Raw genomic sequence first — 16,480 nt, forward strand, 5'->3', positions numbered from 1 at the left:
CTACGAGAAGACAGCCACCATCTACCTGGCCGGACTCCACATCGCAGGCATCTTCCTCTGGTCCGCCCGATGATCCAAACGAAACCGCCTAGCCGTCAATCAACTCCACGCGCACGGGGTCGCCGTCGCGGACCGTGGCGAGGAGCCGTGGGTCGCCGTCGAGGCGGCCCAGGAGGTTGCACGGGCTCGCGAGGCGGCACTCGTCGCCCCGCGAGATCGGCGTGGGCCCGTAGGGGAGTGCGAGGGCGTCGCCGTCCGTCCAGAAGGCCACGGTGCCCGGCTCCACGACCTGTTGGGCGGTTGTTTCACGTGGAACCGAGACACCTACGTCGAAGTAAACCTCCTCGCCCCAGGTGCGGGCGGTGGAGGCGAGAGGAAGCGCCTTGGCGAGGGCCTGGGCGGTCGTGGTGTCGTCGAGGGTTGCGGCGAGGTGGCCGGCGGGCCACGAGATCCGTATCTGCACGGCAGGCAATTCAACAAGATGTTGAAGCCGTCGCCAAGAGGAGTGCCGAACGGCCCAAGCGGGACGTCCTTGAGGCCTATGGGGGACCCCCCTTCGAGCTTCGACAATCAGTGCGTCATAATTGCTTGTGAATGTGAACGCGTTCACAAGCGTGTCCCGGTTGCTCCAATGATGTGTGTGACATAAGGGGCAAACTGCCGCTGTATCACGGCGACCGAAGGAGACTGACGACGTGGACCTGGCTCTGGCGCCGGAGACACTGGCGCGATGGCAGTTCGGCATCACCACCGTCTACCACTTCCTCTTCGTCCCTCTGACGATCTCGCTGGCAGCCCTCACGGCCGGCCTGCAGACCGCCTGGGTGCGTACGGAGAAGGAGAAGTACCTCAGGGCGACCAAGTTCTGGGGCAAGCTCTTCCTGATCAACATCGCCATGGGTGTGGTCACCGGCATCGTGCAGGAGTTCCAGTTCGGCATGAACTGGTCCGACTACTCGCGCTTCGTCGGTGACATCTTCGGTGCCCCGCTCGCCTTCGAGGCCCTGATCGCCTTCTTCTTCGAGTCGACCTTCATCGGTCTGTGGATCTTCGGCTGGGACAAGCTGCCCAAGAAGATCCATCTGGCCTGCATCTGGATGGTCTCGATCGGCACGATCCTGTCGGCGTACTTCATCCTCGCGGCCAACTCGTGGATGCAGCACCCCGTCGGCTACCGGATCAACAAGGCCAAGGGGCGTGCCGAACTCACCGACTTCTGGCATGTGTTGACCCAGAACACGGCGCTGGCCCAGGCGTTCCACACGCTCACCGCGTCCTTCCTGACCGGTGGCGCGTTCATGGTCGGCATCGCCGCCTTCCATCTGTTCCGCAAGAAGCACATCACCGTGATGAAGACCTCGCTGCGGCTCGGTCTGGTGACCGTGGTCATCGCCGGCCTGCTCACCGCGATCAGCGGCGACACTCTCGGCAAGGTCATGTTCAAGCAGCAGCCCATGAAGATGGCCGCTGCGGAAGCCCTGTGGGACGGTCAGGACTCCGCGCCGTTCTCGGTGTTCGCATACGGCGACGTCAGCAAGGGGCACAACACGGTCGAGCTGTCTATCCCCGGGATACTGTCGTTCCTCGCCAACGACGACTTCAGCTCCTACGTCCCCGGCATCAACGACACCAACAAGGCCGAGCAGGAGAAGTACGGCCCGGGCGACTACCGGCCCATCATCCCCGTCACCTTCTGGGCGTTCCGCTGGATGATCGGCTTCGGCATGGCGTCCTTTGCGATCGGCATCGTCGGACTCTGGCTGACCCGCAAGAAGTTCATGCTGCCGCAGCATCTGAGGGTGGGTGAGGACGAGGTGCCGCATCTGGTCCTCTTCCGGAACAAGGCCCTCAACCCCAAGCTCAGCAAGCTCTACTGGCTCGTGGCGATCTGGACCCTGGGCTTCCCTCTGATCGCCAACTCGTGGGGCTGGATCTTCACGGAGATGGGCCGACAGCCGTGGGTCGTCTACGGCGTTCTGCAGACGCGTCAGGCGGTCTCCCCCGGCGTATCGCAGGGCGAGGTCCTCACCTCGATGATCACCTTCACCGCCCTGTACGCCATCCTCGCCGTCGTCGAGGTGAAGCTGCTCGTGAAGTACGTCAAGGCCGGCCCGCCCGAGCTCACCGAGGCCGACCTCAACCCGCCCACGAAGATCGGCGGCGACGACCGTGACGCCGACAAGCCGATGGCCTTCTCGTACTAGGCCGAGGGAGATCGAGTCATGGAACTTCACGACGTCTGGTTCGTGCTCATCGCCGTCCTGTGGACCGGCTACTTCTTCCTGGAGGGCTTCGACTTCGGGGTGGGCATCCTCACCAAGCTGCTTGCCCGCGACCGGCTGGAGAAGCGCGTTCTGATCAACACCATCGGACCCGTCTGGGACGGCAATGAGGTCTGGCTGCTCACGGCGGGCGGTGCGACCTTCGCCGCCTTCCCCGAGTGGTACGCCACGCTCTTCTCCGGTTTCTACCTGCCGCTGCTGATCATCCTGCTCTGCCTGATCGTGCGCGGTGTCGCCTTCGAGTACCGGGCTAAGCGGCCCGAGGAGAACTGGCAGCGCAACTGGGAGACCGCGATCTTCTGGACCTCACTGATCCCGGCGTTCCTGTGGGGCGTGGCGTTCGGCAACATCGTGCGGGGTGTGAAGATCGACCGGAACTTCGAGTACGTCGGCAACTTCTGGGATCTGCTCAACCCGTATGCGCTGCTCGGCGGTCTGGTGACGCTGACGCTGTTCACCTTCCACGGCGCGGTGTTCACGGCGCTCAAGACGGTCGGTGACATCCGGGAGCGGGCGCGCAAGCTGGCGACGGTGGTCGGTCTTGCCAGCGCCGTGGTGGCGCTGATCTTCCTGCTGTGGACGCAGGTCGACAGCGGCGACGGCAAGAGCCTGGTCGCGCTGATCGTGGCCGTGGCCGCATTGGTCGCAGCCCTGGTGGCGAATCAGGCCGGACGCGAGGGATGGTCGTTCGCACTGTCCGGAGTCACGATCGTGGCCGCTGTGGCGATGCTCTTCCTGTCGCTCTTCCCGAACGTCATGCCGTCGTCGCTCAATGAGGACTGGAGCCTCACGGTCACCAACGCCTCGTCGAGTCCGTACACCCTGAAGATCATGACCTGGTGCGCGGGGATCGCCACGCCGATCGTCCTGCTCTACCAGGGGTGGACCTACTGGGTGTTCCGCAAGCGGATCGGTACGCAGCACATCGCCGAAGCCGCTCACTGAGTCCGAGAGGGAGGGTGGTTCACGGTGATCCACGCTGTTTCACGTGAAACACCCTCCCTGGGCCGAAGGGCATGTTTCACGTGAAACCAATCGATCCACGACTGCTCCGGTACGCCCGAGCCACCCGCCTCTTCCTGGTAGCGGTCGTCGGCCTGGGTGCCGTCGGCGCCGGACTGGTCATCGCCCAGGCGATGCTCATTGCCGAAGTGGTCGTGGGCGCCTTCCAGCACGGTCTGTCCGTTGCTGAGCTCGGCACTCCCCTGCTGCTGTTGACGGCGGTCGCCTGTGGCCGCGCGCTGGTCTCCTGGCTCACCGAACTCGCGGCGCACCGGGCGAGCGCGGTGGTGAAGTCGGAGCTGCGGGGGCGCTTGCTGGAGCGTGCGGTCGAGTTGGGACCCGGATGGCTGAGCGGGCAGCGGACCGGATCGCTCGTGGCCCTGGCCACCCGTGGTGTCGATGCCCTCGACGACTACTTCTCGCGCTATCTGCCGCAGTTGGGGCTGGCGGTGGTCGTGCCGGTGGCGGTGCTGGCCCGGATCGTCACCGAGGACTGGGTCTCCGCGGCGATCATCGTGGCGACCCTGCCTCTCATCCCCGTCTTCATGGTCCTGATCGGCTGGGCAACGCAGTCCCGAATGGACCGTCAGTGGCGGCTGCTGTCCCGTCTGTCCGGCCATTTCCTGGACGTCGTCGCGGGACTGCCGACCCTGAAGGTGTTCGGGCGGGCCAAGGCGCAGGCCGAGTCGATCAAGCGCATCACCGGCGAGTACCGGCAGGCGACCATGCGGACGCTGCGGATCGCCTTCATCTCGTCCTTCGCGCTCGAACTGCTCTCCACGCTCTCGGTGGCGCTGGTCGCCGTGACGATCGGCATGCGGCTGGTCCACGGGGAGATGGACCTGTACATAGGCCTGGTCATCCTTGTCCTCGCGCCCGAGGCGTATCTGCCGCTGCGCCAGGTCGGGGCGCAGTACCACGCGGCGGCGGAGGGGTTGGCGGCGGCCGAGGAGATCTTCGCCGTCCTGGAGACGCCCGTGCCGGCGTCGGGTACGGCGGCTGCACCGACGGGGCGCATCGCATTCGAGGGGGTGACGGTCCAGTATCCCGGGCGCTCCGAGGACGCCGTGGCGGATGTGTCCTTCGCCGTCGAGCCCGGGGAGACTGTCGCGCTGGTCGGGCCGAGCGGTGCGGGCAAGTCGACTCTGCTGAGTGTGCTGTTGGGGTTTGTGCCGCCGACCGCGGGGCGGGTGCAGGTCGGCGGAGCCGATCTCGCGGACGTCGATCCGGAGCAGTGGCGGTCTCGGATCGCCTGGGTGCCGCAACGGCCGCATCTGTTCGCCGGGACGATCGCCGAGAACGTACGGCTCGCGCGTCCCGACGCCGATGACGCTGCCGTACGGAAAGCACTCGGGGATGCCGGGGCGCTGGAGTTCGTGGACGCGCTGCCCGACGGGGCCGGTACGGCGCTCGGTGAGGACGGTGCCGGGCTGTCGGCCGGGCAGCGGCAGCGGCTTGCGCTGGCCCGGGCGTTCCTCGCGGACCGGCCCGTCCTGCTCCTCGACGAGCCGACGGCCGCGCTGGACGGGGCCACCGAGGCCGAGGTCGTGGAGGCCGTGCGGCGGCTGGCGGTGGGGCGGACGGTGCTGCTGGTGGTGCACCGGCCGGCGCTGTTGGGAGTGGCGGACCGGGTGGTGCGGCTGGAGGAACCGACGGTTCCCGCTACTGCCGTGAGCAGGACGCCTGCAGTGCATCGGGCCGCACTGGAGGCGCTCGGGGGCGCCGCTCCGCGCGAGTCCGCAACCACTGGGCTCGCGCAGGGCGGCGGCAGTGTCCTCGCCCGGGTCCTTGCCATGTCCGGGCCCCGCCGCAGCCGTCTCACCCTTGCCCTGCTGCTCGGCAGCCTCGCGCTCGGGAGTGCCGTCGGGCTCATGGCCACCTCCGGGTGGCTCATCTCGCGGGCCTCGCAGCAGCCGCCCGTGCTGTATCTGATGGTGGCCGTGACGGCGACGCGGGCCTTCGGGATCGGGCGGGCCGTCTTCCGGTACGCCGAGCGGCTCGTCTCGCACGACGCCGTGCTGCGGATGCTCGCCGACACCAGGGTCGCCGTCTACCGGCGACTGGAGCGGCTCGCGCCCGCCGGACTGCGCAGTACCCGCCGGGGCGACCTGCTGTCCCGGCTCGTGGCCGACGTGGACGCCCTGCAGGACTACTGGCTGCGCTGGCTGCTGCCCGCCGGCGCCGCCGCGATCGTGTCCGCGGGATCCGTCGCCTTCACGGCGTGGCTGCTGCCCGAGGCGGGCGCCGCCCTCGCGGTCGGCCTGGTGGCCGCCGGCGTCGGTGTCCCGCTGGTCACCAGCGCCGTGGCCCGGCGGGCAGAGCACAGGCTGGCCCCCGCCCGAGGGGTGCTGGCGACGCGCGTGACCGACCTGCTCACCGGCACCGCGGAGCTGACCGTCGCCGGCGCCCTGCCCGCCCGTACCGCCGAAGCACGGCGCGCCGACGGCACACTCACCCGGATCGCCTCGCGGGCTGCCACCGCCACCGCGCTCGGCGACGGACTCACCGCGCTGATCTCGGGCCTGACGGTCGCCGCCACGGCACTCGTGGGCGCCCAGGCGGTCGCCGACGGGCGGCTGGGCGGCGTGACGATGGCCGTCGTCGTCCTCACCCCGATGGCCGCCTTCGAGGCCGTACTCGGGCTGCCGCTCGCCGCGCAGTACCGGCAGCGGGTGCGCAGGAGCGCGGAGCGCGTGTACGAGGTCCTGGACGCGCCCGAGCCGGTACGGGAGCCGGAGCGGCCGCGGCAGGCGCCCGCATCCCCCTTCCCGGTCGTCCTCAACGGCCTGACCACCCGGCACGCCGGGCAGGACCGGGAGGCGCTCGCCGGCCTCGACCTGACGCTCGACCAGGGGCGACGGATCGCCGTGGTCGGGTCGTCCGGGTCCGGCAAGACGACCCTCGCTCAGGTGCTGCTCCGCTTCCTGGACGCGGACGCGGGCTCGTACACACTCGCCGGTGTGGATGCGTACGCGCTCGACGGCGACGACGTACGACGGCTGGTCGGGCTGTGCGCGCAGGACGCGCACCTCTTCGACAGTTCGGTGCGGGAGAACCTCCTGCTGGCGAAGAAGGACGCCACCGAGGACGAGTTGCGCGACGCGCTGAAGCGGGCCCGGCTGCTGGACTGGGCGGACAGCCTGCCCGAGGGGCTCGACACGCTGGTCGGCGAGCACGGGGCGCGACTGTCCGGCGGGCAGCGGCAGCGCCTCGCGCTGGCCCGCGCGCTGCTCGCCGACTTCCCCGTCCTCGTGCTCGACGAGCCCGCCGAACACCTCGACCTGCCCACGGCCGACGCGCTCACCGCCGACCTGCTGGCCGCCACCGAGGGCCGTACGACACTGCTCATCACCCACCGGCTGGCCGGTCTGGAGGCGGTGGACGAGGTCGTCGTACTGGACGAAGGAACTGTCGTGCAGCGCGGGACGTATGCGGAACTGGCCGCGGTGCCCGGGCCCCTGCGAGGCATGGTGGAGCGGGAGGCGGAAGCGGAGTCGCTGGTGGCAGCGGGGTAGCGGCAGCACACGCCGACGGATCTCAAGTTTCTGTATCAAAAGGGACTAATTACGCTCGGAGTATGTCCGGCGCACCGCTCTCCGGCCCCGAGTCGCCCGCCACGGGTGTCTCGGCCGAACTGGCCGCGCACGTGCCGCAGCTGTTGGAGGCGGTGCGGTCCCTCGGCAGCGGTCTGGAGCTGCACTCCACGCTGGACCGGATCTGTGAGATCGCAGCGGCCCTGACGGGTGCCCGGTACGCGGCCATCGGAGTCGTCGACGAGGACGGTGACGGACTCGCCGACTTCGTCTACCACGGCCTCGGCGAGGAGACCGCCCGCAGCATCGGACGGCTGCCGGATGGACGCAAGGGGCTGCTCGGTGCGCTGATCCGCGACCCGGAGCCGGTCCGGCTCGTCGACCTGACAGAGGACTCGCGTTCTTGCGGCTTCCCCGCGGACCATCCGCCGATGCGGGGCTTCCTCGGGCTGCCCATCCGGGTCCAGGGCCAGATCTTCGGGAACCTGTATCTGACGGAGAAGCGCGGCAGCGAGCCGTTCAACGACCACGACCTCGACATGGCCCGGGTGCTGGCCATCGAGGCGGGCATCGCCGTGGGCAATGCCCGCCTGTACGAGGCCGCCAAGCAGCGCGAGCGCTGGATCGACGGATCGGTCGCCGTCACGACCGCCCTGCTGTCGGGCGGCGACGCCGACGACGCCCTGCAGGTCGTCGCGGAACAGGCCCGTCGGCTGTCCGGATCGGCGGCCGGGATCGTGCTGCTGCCCGCCGACGAGGGTGGTCTGGAGATCGTGGCCGTGGCCTCGGACCGGCCCTCGCACATGCTCGGCGCGGTGATCCCGCCGGAGAGCGAGATCGTGGCCGAACTCCTCGGCGGACAGGCCGTGTTCGTCGATGACACCGCCGACGACCTGCGCATGATCACCCAGCAGGTGCACGAGTACGGCCCGACCATGATGCTGCCGCTGCAGAGCGACGGCCGCGTCCTGGGCGCCCTCGTCACGCCGCGCAAGTGTGGGGAGCGACCGTTCACGAGGACGGAGCGCACGCTCGCCGTCCAGTTCGCCTCGCAGGCCGCGCTCGCCCTGATGATGGCGGAGGCGCAGCGCGACCGGGAACGGCTCGCGGTGTACGAGGACCGCGACCGTATCGCCCGTGACCTGCATGACCTGGTGATCCAGCGGCTGTTCGCCACCGGGATGATGCTGGAGAGCGCCCAGAGCAGACCGGTCGTGCCCGAGGTGCGGGACGGCGTCGGCAAGGCCGTCGACGAACTCGACGTCATCATTCAGGAGATCCGTACCGCGATCTTCGCGCTCCAGCAGGGTCCCGCCGAAGTCCCCTCCGGGCTGCGTACGCGCGTGCTGCACGAGATCAACACGGCTGCCGTGCCGCTCGGCTTGAAGCCCTCGCACCGTTTCGTCGGCCCGGTCGACGCCCTCGTTGGCGACCTCACCGGCAAAAACCTCATCGCCGCGCTGCGGGAGGCCCTCTCCGACGCCTTCCGGCACGCGGAGGCGTCACGGATCGACGTCGTCGTCGACGCGACCGCGACCCTGCCGGACGGGCGCCCCGGTGTACGGCTGACGGTCGCGGACGACGGTGTCGGCATCCCCGAGGGTGGCCGGCGCAGCGGCCTGAAGAACCTCCAGCGGCGTGCCGAATCCCTCGGCGGCGACAGCCGGCACGGCCCGGGCATCGGGGCAGGCGGCGGTGGCACGACGGTGGTGTGGCAGGCGCCGTACTGAGCCATCCGTGGCAACGGGTCCCCCAGCCGAATGACTTGAACAGGACTGTGGCAGCAGCACCGGGCCAGGATCGCTGACATGCGCTCATCCCGCCGACGTCGGCTGCTTGTTCCGGTGCTGTTGTGCGCGCTCGCCGTGTTCGCCACTGTGCCGACCGACGCGATGGGCGACGACGACGGCAGCGGCGCCGGCTCCGGGATCAGTGCCCAGGTCGCCAGCCTCTACGAGGACGCGGCCCTGGCGGCGCAGCAGTACGAGGCGGGCCGGCAGGAGGCTGATGTGCAGCGGGCTCGGGCCGAGCGGACCGAGGCGTTGCTGAACCGCCAGCGGCGGGAGATCGCCGTTCTGCACGAGGATCTGGGCCGTATCGCGCGTGCCCAGTACCGCGACGGCGGCGGCCTTCCGGTGGCCGCGCAGCTCGTCCTCGCGGACACTCCGGACGCGCTGATGCGCGGTCAGCACATCTTCTCGCAGGTGAATCTGGGCCTCGCCAACTCCCTCGGCAAGAACCGCCGGGCCGAAGCACGGCTCGCCGCGGACGAGTCGAAGGCCTCGGCGGCATGGCAGGCGCTGGAGCAGCGGAACAACGAACTCGCCACCTTGAAGGCCACCATCGAGCAGAAACTCGAGGAGGCACAGGGCCGACTGCAGGGTGAGGCGAACGCCTCGGTCGCGGCCGGCAGTTGCCGCGGCGCGGTCCGGCTCGACCAGCCGCAGACCGCCTTCACGCAGCCGTGGGTCGCTCCAGTGGAGACGTACCAACTGTCCGCCGGATTCGGCAGCGGCGGCGAACGGTGGGTGAACCGGCACACCGGGCAGGACTTCGCGGTGCCCATCGGGACGCCGGTGCGCGCGGTCGGCGCTGGACGCGTGGTGAGCGTGGCGTGCGGGGGGCCTTTCGGCATCGCGATCGTGATCCAGCATGCGAACGGCTACTGCACGCAGTACGCCCATCTCGCCGCCGTCACCGTCGACCAGGGAGAACAGGTGCGCACCGGGCAGTGGATCGGCCAGTCGGGCACCACCGGCAACTCCACCGGGCCGCATCTGCACTTCGAGGTGCGGGTCACGCCGGAAGCGGGCTCCGCGGTGGATCCGGTGCCGTGGCTGGCGGCACGAGGCGTTCCCGTCGGATGACCGTTACCGTCGGACGACCGAAGGGCCGGCGGACTACAGCCGCTCGGCCAGCATCCGCTCGATCACGACCGCCACACCGTCGTCGTTGTTCGCGACCGTCCGGCCCGAGGCCGCGGCGATGACGTCCGGGTGCGCGTTGCCCATTGCGTACGACTGGCCGGCCCAGGTGAGCATCTCGACGTCGTTCGGCATGTCTCCGAACGCGACGACCTCCTCGTGCGAGATACCGCGCTCGGCGCAGCACAAGGCCAGCGTGCTGGCCTTGGAGACGCCGGGGCCGCTGATCTCCAGCAGCGCGCTGGGGCTGGAGCGGGTCACGTTGGCGCGGTCGCCGATGGCGAGACGGGCGGCGGTGAGGAAACCGTCCGGGTCGAGCGAGGGGTGGTAGGCGAGGATCTTGAGCACGGGCTCGGCGGAACCGGGGCCGTCCGGCGCCAGCAGCTCCTCGGCCGGCGCGAGGTTGTCCGGGATCTCCATGTGCAGCTTCGGATACTCCGGCTCCTGATGGAAGCCGTATGTCTGCTCCACCGCGTACACCGTCCCCGGTGCCGCGTCCCGCAGCAGCCGTACGGCGTCCAGCGCGTTGTCCCGCGCCAGCTCCCGCACCTTCACGAACCGGTGGGCTCCGGGGCCGCCGTGCAGGTCGACCACGGCCGCGCCGTTGCCGCAGATCGCAAGCCCGTGGCCGTGCACGTGGTCGCTGACGACGTCCATCCAGCGGGCCGGGCGGCCGGTGACGAAGAAGACCTCGATGCCCGCCTCCTCGGCGGCGGCGAGGGCGGCCACCGTGCGCGGGGAGACCGACTTGTCGTCCCGCAGCAGGGTGCCGTCGAGATCGGTGGCTATGAGCCGAGGGGGGACGGCGGCGGCCGGGGTCTCGGGCTGTCGAGTCGCTGAGGTCACCCGGCCATTCTCCCGCATATGCCCGCACGGCCGTGCAGGAGTCCGCGCATGTGAGTGGCTGCCGTCCTCATCTGCATGATCGCTTCCCTCCGGCTCAGTCGAGCTGGACCGGGGCCTCCATGGCGATCTGCTCGAAGACCTTCTCGTCGGCGGCGAAGGGCGAGTCGGGGATCGGCCAGTGGACGACGATCTCGGTGAAGCCCAGTTCCCGGTGCCGGCCCGCGAAGTCCACGAACGCGTCGAGCGACTCCAGCGGCCGGCCGCGGTCCGGCGTGAAACCGGTCAGCAGGATCTTGTCCATCGCGGCCGCGTCCCGCCCGATCCCGGCGCAGGCGTCGGCCAGCTTCTCGGCCTGTGCGCGAATGGCTTGAATCGATTGTTCAGGAGTGCCGTTCTCGTACAGCTTCGGATCGCCGGTGGTCACCCACGCCTGTCCGTGCCGTGCCGCGAGCCGCAGCCCGCGCGGACCGGTCGCAGCGATGGCGAAAGGGAGGCGGGGGCGCTGCACACAGCCGGGAATATTGCGTGCCTCATGCGCTGAGTAGAAATCGCCCTCGTACGACACCGAGTCCTCGGTGAGCAGCCGGTCGAGCAGCGGTACGAACTCGGCGAGCCGGTCTGCCCGCTCGCGCGGCGTCCACGGCTCCTGGCCGAGCGCGGTGGCGTCGAATCCGGAACCACCCGCGCCGATGCCGAGCGTGACCCGGCCGCCGGAGATGTCGTCGAGCGAGATCAGCTCCTTGGCGAGCGTCACCGGATGCCGGAAGTTCGGCGAGGTCACCAGCGTGCCCAGGCGCAGATGGTCGGTGACGGCCGCGGCGGCGGTCAGCGTCGGCACGGCACCGAACCACGGGCCGTCCCGGAAGCTGCGCCAGGACAGGTGATCGTAGGTGTACGCGGTGTGGAAACCGAGTTGCTCCGCGCGCTGCCATGCCTCACGCGCCCCCTCGTGCCATCGGCGGTACGGGAGGATCACAGTGCTCAGACGCAGACTCATGCCCTCGAGCGTAAGCGGCCGAATGGGTTTCACGTGAAACAGTCACCGACGGTCATCGCACACGGCCGCTGAGCCACGGGGTGAGGCTCAGCATCGGCATGTACTCCCGGTGCGTACGGTCCTCGGGCAGCGGCACGATCAGGAAGCGGCCGGGCGGGAAGCGGCGTGCCTTCACGAAGGCGCGGTCGTCGAAGACGGAGCGAACGAAGGCGAGCACGTCGTCACGTGCGACGTCGGGGCACTCGACGCCCTCGACGGTGATCAGCGCGTCGTCGTCGGGGTAGAGGCGGACGCTCACCCGAGGCAGGCCGCCGAACTCGACGTAGGCCTCGTGCGGGAGGGAGCCGTCCGGGTCGGCGGTGACGCCGACGCCCGCGGCGCTGCGGCGGGAGGTCTGGTCGGCGCCGATGTCGTGGGTGACCTCGATCTCGCGCGCATACTCCGCAGCGATGGCGCGCAGGGCGGTGACTGCGGCCTCGGTGGTGGGCAAGTGGTCCATACCACTGATCATGCCTGGGTCAGTGCGACTCGGGGAACCGTAGGTACTGCGGCGGTACGGCCTGCGTCAGCCACACCCCGTTCGCGCTGACGTGGAAGACATGGCCGTCGCGGTGCATGGCGCCCGCGTCGACGGAGAGCACGACCGGGCGGCCCCGGCGGGCACCGACACGTGTCGCGGTCTCACGGTCGGGCGAGAGGTGCACGTCGTGCCGGTTCATGGGGCGCAGCCCCTCGGTACGGATCGCATCCAGGTTCCGGATCACGGTCCCATGGAAGAGGTACGCCGGTGGGGTCGCCGGGGGCAGTCCGAGCTCGACCTCGATGCTGTGGCCCTGGCTGGCGCGGATCCGGGTGCCCTCGATCGCGAAGCGCTTCTTGTCGTTGGCGGCGACCACGTGGTCCAGCTCGTCCCGGGTGATGCGGAAGTTGTGCGCGGCGGTCGCGGCGAGCAGTTCGTCGATCTCGACCCAGCCGGCCTCGTCGAGCGTCAGCCCGATCCGCTCGGGCTGGTGGCGCAGGTGCTTCGAGAGGTATTTCGACACCTTCACGGTGCGTCTTTCGTCCATCCGATCAGCATGACGGGCGAGACGGGGATCACGCATTTTGTTTTGGTGCGGAGGTTTGATCCACAACCAACTATAGTTATCCACAGGCTAGTTGGCGGTTCTGTGGACAACTCCCCGACATGTCAGCCCCGTTCGTCAAGGTCGCCCGGGGGCACCTCTCTTGACGTGAGCGCGTCCAACGCCCTTGCCCGTACCTCCCGTTCAGCCGCCAGCCCGATGAACTCCCCCGCCCGCTCCGGCCCAACCAGCCGCTCCACTTCCCGCATTGTCTCCTCGGCCACGGACACGGAGCGTGACTTTTGGCGGGTTTGTGACGGATCCCCGGTGCCAAGGTGCTGCCTCAGCTGCCGGACCGCCAACAGCCGCATCGCCCGCGCCAGTTCGGCGTCCACCGTCTTCTGCGCGAGCGGTCGCAGCCGGCGTACGAGTGCGGCCGCTTCGGTCGCTTCCGCGTCGCTCGGACGGTGCGGTCCCTCCAGGTAGCGGGCGAAGACGTGCTCGGTGGTGAACTCCAGGAAACGGGCCGCGATGTGCTCGACCTGGCCCCTCAACTCCCGCAGATGGCCTGAGATCGCGGACAGCGGGACGCCCGCGGAGTGCAACTCGACGGCCACGGCGAGCTCTTGGGGGCTCGGCACGAGGAAGGAGTCCGCGTCGCCGGGCACCGGCTCGAGCACGCCGAGCTCGACGGCATCGGCGACCGCCGCGTCGTCGGGGGAGCCGCCGAAGCGCTCGTCCAGCTCGGCGCGGGAGATCCGTACCGCCTCCTCGTCGGTCCAGGGACCGTCGACCTCGACGACCAGCCCGAGCACCCCGCCGAGGCCGCGGCCCGCGTCCCAGGCCTCCAGGAGCTCCTTGATGGAGGCCAGGGTGTAGCCGCGGCTGAGGAGGTCGGCGATCCGGCGCAGGCGGTCGAGGTGGGCGTCGGAGTAGAGGTTGGCGCGGCCGCGGCGCTCGGGGCGGGGGAGGAGGCCGCGGTCCTGGTAGGCGCGGATGGTGCGGACCGTGGCGCTGCTGAGATGGGCCAGGTCCTCTATCCGGTAGGCGGCCGCCTCGCTCACGCGGCTGCCCTCGCGGCCGGTGAGCTGCGTCGATGGGAGTCCGCCGCCGACCTGGGCCACCGGAAGCAGCGGACCGCGCCGCGGTCGCAGCGCTGCTCCCGTGCGCTCACGACGGCGACCCCTCGCGCGTTCACAGTGGCGGCTCCAGCCGTGCGATCGCCCGCAGTGCGCGCGGAGTGAAGCGTGACATGAGGTGGGCGCTGCGGGCCTCCGGAGTGACCGGTACGACGGCCTCGTTGCGCACGACCGCCCGCAGGATCGCGTCGGCCACCTTCTCCGGCGGGTAGTTCCTGAGGCCGTACAGCCGCGCCGACTTCTTCTGCCGCCGCTTCTCCTCGTCGGCGTCCACGCCCGCGAAGCGTGCGGTCGAGGTGATGTTGGTGTTGACGAAGCCGGGGCATATCGCGCTCACGCCTATCCCCTGCCCGGCCAGCTCCGCGCGCAGGCACTCGCTGAGCATCAGCACGGCCGCCTTGGACGTGCTGTAGGCGGGCAGTGCCTTGGAGGGCTGATAGGCCGCCGCGGACGCGGTGTTGACGATGTGGCCGCCCTGTCCCCGTTCGGCCATCTGCTTGCCGAAGAGGCGGCAGCCGTGGATGACGCCCCAGAGGTTGACGTCGAGGACCTTCTTCCAGTCCTCCGGGCTGGTGTCGAAGAAGGAGCCGGACAGGCCGATGCCGGCGTTGTTCACCAGGACGTCCACCACGCCGTACTCGGTGGCGACCTTGTCGGCGAGCTTCTCCATGGCCTGCTCGTCGGAGACGTCGGCGGTCTCCGCCCAGGCCTCGGGGGCGCCGAGCAGGCGGGACAGCTCGGCGGTGCGGGCCGCGGCCTCGGCATCCCGGTCGACGGCCACCACGCGCGCGCCGGCCTCCGCGAAGGCGAACGCGGTGGCCCGCCCGATGCCGCTGCCCGCGCCGGTGACCAGGACGAGCTGCCCGCCGAACCGGTCGGCGTACTTGCCGGTGGCCGTCACCTCGCTCTTGCCTCCCTCGACGGATGTCACGAACTCGGTGATCCAGGCGGCCAGTTGGTCGGGCCGGGTGCGCGGTATCCAGTGCTTGGCCGGGAGGGTGCGGCGGGTCAACTGCGGAACCCAGGACTCCAGTTCGTCGTAGAGCTTCTCCGACAGGAACGCGTCTCCCAGGGGCGTGATGAGCTGCACGGGCGCGTGTGCGTACGCGTCCGGGCGCGGTCGGCGTAGCCGCGCGCGTACGTTGTCCCGGTACAGCCACGCCCCGTGCGCCGCGTCCCGGGGCAGTGAGGCGGTCGGGTAGCCGCCGCCGGGGACCTTCTCGAAGCGCTGCAGGATGCGCGGCCAGCGCTTGCCCAGGGGGCCGCGCCAGGCCAGTTCGGGCAGCACGGGCGTGTGCAGGGCGTACACGTACCAGGACTTGGCGCCCTGGCCGAGGAGTTGGCCGACGCGGCGCGGGGTGGGCTTCTTCAGGCGCCCGTTGATCCAGTGACCGAAGTGGTCGAGGGACGGCCCGGACATCGACGTGAAGGAGGCGATGCGCCCTTCGGTGCGTTTGACCGTGACGAACTCCCAGGACTGCACCGAGCCCCAGTCGTGCCCCACGACGTGCACGGGCCGGTGCGGGCTGACCGCGTCGATCACCGCAAGGAAGTCGTCCGTCAGCTTCTCCAGGGTGAAGCCGCCGCGCAGGGGCTGCGGCGCCGTCGACCTGCCGTGCCCCCGGACGTCGTACGACACGACATGGAAGCGGCGGGCCAGCCGCGACGCGACCTCGGACCACACCTCCTTGCTGTCCGGGTAGCCGTGCACCAGCACCACCGTCGGTTGCCCGGGGTCGCCCAGTTCGGCGACGCACAGCTCGATGCCGCCGGTCCGCACCCGGCGCTCCCGCGCGCCCGTCAACCCGTCGTCCTCCCGCGCCACCGTCACTTGTCCTCCGCCCAGCGCCGCACGTGCGGCAGATCGTCGTCCAGCCAGAAGGCGCTCTCCCCGGGGTCCTTGGAGTCGGTGACGACCAGGATCTCCTCGAACTTCGCACCCGTGCCCCGGAAGCCGAGGTGGGGTTCGACCGCCCACAGGCCCGGCTGCGGCGGATGGTCGGAGAAGCGGTAGGGCGACCACAGCGGGGACCAGCCGTCGCGGTGGCCGTGGAGAGCGTCGCTCGCGAGCCCCTTCAGGGACTGGGCGCCGAATCCGAACAGGTGGGGTGACCAGCGGCGTTGCCTGATCCGGTCGACCTTGTGGGCGATCACGCCGAAGGGGTAGGCGCGGTGCCGGTTGGCGTATCCCTGGCGGACCATGAGGCGGTCGACGTCCTCGTAAACGGACCGCAGCGGACGCCGTTCGCGCACCTCGCGGAGGATCAGCTCGCGGTGTGCCTCCAGGTCCGCCATGAGCTTGTCCTGTACGGGGTTGATCCCCAAGGACCCCGAGTAGCCGATGTCCGCCGTACAGCCCTCGTGGACAGGGGCCATGTCGAGGATGAAGGGCATCCCGGGCTCGAGGCGCCGGTTCGTCGGGAAGAACTGGAGCGGGATGCGGAAGTTCACGAACGCCGTACGGTCCCCGAACCAGGCGAAGGGCAGATGGAACCAGTCCCGCACGCCCCGCTCGCGCAGCCAGGCCCGCTGCATTCCGGCGGCTTCGCGCTCGGTCACGCCCGGTTGCAGCTGGGCGGCGACCGCCTCCGCGCACTCGTAGGCGAGGCGTTGCACCTGCCTGAACCCCCGCAGCTGCGCGGAGAGTTCACCTGCCACTGCCGTCGTCATGCCACCGCCCCACCCTCGTCCAC

13 protein-coding genes are annotated in these 16,480 nt (G+C 70.0%); 5 read left to right on the top strand and 8 right to left on the bottom strand.

Translation table 11 applies throughout. The features are described from left to right. Positions 1–88: 88 nt before the first annotated feature. Entirely contained in the window at positions 89–463 is a 375-nt protein-coding gene (locus ABZ880_RS39320; protein WP_361273549.1) for a cyclophilin-like fold protein, read from the bottom strand. A gap of 232 nt (positions 464–695) precedes the next feature. On the opposite strand from ABZ880_RS39320, the gene ABZ880_RS39325 reads away from it, so the two are divergent. The 5 genes from ABZ880_RS39325 (at position 696) to ABZ880_RS39345 (ending at position 9,684) form a co-directional block, all read left to right on the top strand. After that, a complete protein-coding gene (locus ABZ880_RS39325) occupies positions 696–2,204 on the top strand; it encodes a cytochrome ubiquinol oxidase subunit I (RefSeq protein ID WP_361273552.1) in 1,509 nt (502 codons plus the stop codon). 18 nt (positions 2,205–2,222) lie between these two features. Then, positions 2,223–3,227, top strand: coding sequence for a cytochrome d ubiquinol oxidase subunit II (gene cydB / locus ABZ880_RS39330; RefSeq protein ID WP_361273555.1), 1,005 nt, complete (start codon positions 2,223–2,225; stop codon positions 3,225–3,227). 71 nt (positions 3,228–3,298) lie between these two features. Beyond that, a complete protein-coding gene (gene cydD, locus ABZ880_RS39335) occupies positions 3,299–6,799 on the top strand; it encodes a thiol reductant ABC exporter subunit CydD (RefSeq protein WP_361273557.1) in 3,501 nt (1,166 codons plus the stop codon). A 62-nt stretch (positions 6,800–6,861) separates the two neighbouring features. After that, positions 6,862–8,547: a GAF domain-containing protein gene (locus ABZ880_RS39340; protein WP_361273560.1), complete on the top strand. Its 1,686-nt coding sequence runs from the start codon at positions 6,862–6,864 to the stop codon at positions 8,545–8,547. Positions 8,548–8,625: 78 nt separating this feature from the next. Beyond that, positions 8,626–9,684, top strand: a complete 1,059-nt coding sequence (locus tag ABZ880_RS39345; protein ID WP_361273562.1) for a peptidoglycan DD-metalloendopeptidase family protein — start codon at positions 8,626–8,628, stop codon at positions 9,682–9,684. Positions 9,685–9,717: 33 nt separating this feature from the next. Here ABZ880_RS39345 and ABZ880_RS39350 read toward each other — a convergent pair whose 3' ends face one another. From ABZ880_RS39350 to ABZ880_RS39380, 7 genes are all read right to left on the bottom strand, one after another. Continuing rightward, positions 9,718–10,605, bottom strand: coding sequence for an HAD hydrolase family protein (locus ABZ880_RS39350; protein ID WP_361273565.1), 888 nt, complete (start codon positions 10,603–10,605; stop codon positions 9,718–9,720). 76 nt (positions 10,606–10,681) lie between these two features. After that, entirely contained in the window at positions 10,682–11,584 is a 903-nt protein-coding gene (locus ABZ880_RS39355) for an LLM class flavin-dependent oxidoreductase (protein WP_361273568.1), read from the bottom strand. A 52-nt stretch (positions 11,585–11,636) separates the two neighbouring features. Beyond that, positions 11,637–12,095 carry a hypothetical protein gene (locus tag ABZ880_RS39360; RefSeq protein ID WP_361273571.1) on the bottom strand — a complete coding sequence of 153 codons (459 nt, stop codon included), beginning with the start codon at positions 12,093–12,095 and terminating at the stop codon, positions 11,637–11,639. Positions 12,096–12,102: 7 nt separating this feature from the next. Beyond that, positions 12,103–12,651: an RNA 2'-phosphotransferase gene (locus ABZ880_RS39365; RefSeq protein WP_361273573.1), complete on the bottom strand. Its 549-nt coding sequence runs from the start codon at positions 12,649–12,651 to the stop codon at positions 12,103–12,105. Positions 12,652–12,773: 122 nt separating this feature from the next. Then, the gene (locus ABZ880_RS39370; protein ID WP_361273939.1) at positions 12,774–13,712 is read right to left on the bottom strand and encodes a MerR family transcriptional regulator; all 939 of its coding nucleotides are present in this window, start codon (positions 13,710–13,712) and stop codon (positions 12,774–12,776) included. A gap of 130 nt (positions 13,713–13,842) precedes the next feature. Continuing rightward, positions 13,843–15,618 carry an SDR family oxidoreductase gene (locus ABZ880_RS39375; RefSeq protein WP_361273575.1) on the bottom strand — a complete coding sequence of 592 codons (1,776 nt, stop codon included), beginning with the start codon at positions 15,616–15,618 and terminating at the stop codon, positions 13,843–13,845. Continuing rightward, a complete protein-coding gene (locus tag ABZ880_RS39380) occupies positions 15,615–16,457 on the bottom strand; it encodes a M24 family metallopeptidase (RefSeq protein WP_361273577.1) in 843 nt (280 codons plus the stop codon). Before ABZ880_RS39380 ends, ABZ880_RS39375 begins: the two co-directional genes overlap by 4 nt. Positions 16,458–16,480 lie beyond the last annotated feature (23 nt).

The sequence above is a fragment of the Streptomyces sp. NPDC047043 genome (assembly GCF_040644055.1).
Taxonomy (GTDB): Bacteria; Actinomycetota; Actinomycetes; order Streptomycetales; family Streptomycetaceae; genus Streptomyces.

Bases quoted from the DNA above. Each gene is read 5' to 3' on its own strand.
- ABZ880_RS39345 (WP_361273562.1), top strand. From the start codon at position 8,626: ATGCGCTCATCCCGCCGACGTCGGCTGCTTGTTCCGGTGCTGTTGTGC.
- cydB (WP_361273555.1), top strand. From the start codon at position 2,223: ATGGAACTTCACGACGTCTGGTTCGTGCTCATCGCCGTCCTGTGGACC.
- ABZ880_RS39355 (WP_361273568.1), bottom strand. From the start codon at position 11,584: ATGAGTCTGCGTCTGAGCACTGTGATCCTCCCGTACCGCCGATGGCAC.
- cydD (WP_361273557.1), top strand. From the start codon at position 3,299: ATGTTTCACGTGAAACCAATCGATCCACGACTGCTCCGGTACGCCCGA.
- ABZ880_RS39360 (WP_361273571.1), bottom strand. From the start codon at position 12,095: ATGATCAGTGGTATGGACCACTTGCCCACCACCGAGGCCGCAGTCACC.
- ABZ880_RS39340 (WP_361273560.1), top strand. From the start codon at position 6,862: ATGTCCGGCGCACCGCTCTCCGGCCCCGAGTCGCCCGCCACGGGTGTC.
- ABZ880_RS39350 (WP_361273565.1), bottom strand. From the start codon at position 10,605: ATGCGGGAGAATGGCCGGGTGACCTCAGCGACTCGACAGCCCGAGACC.
- ABZ880_RS39380 (WP_361273577.1), bottom strand. From the start codon at position 16,457: ATGACGACGGCAGTGGCAGGTGAACTCTCCGCGCAGCTGCGGGGGTTC.
- ABZ880_RS39365 (WP_361273573.1), bottom strand. From the start codon at position 12,651: ATGGACGAAAGACGCACCGTGAAGGTGTCGAAATACCTCTCGAAGCAC.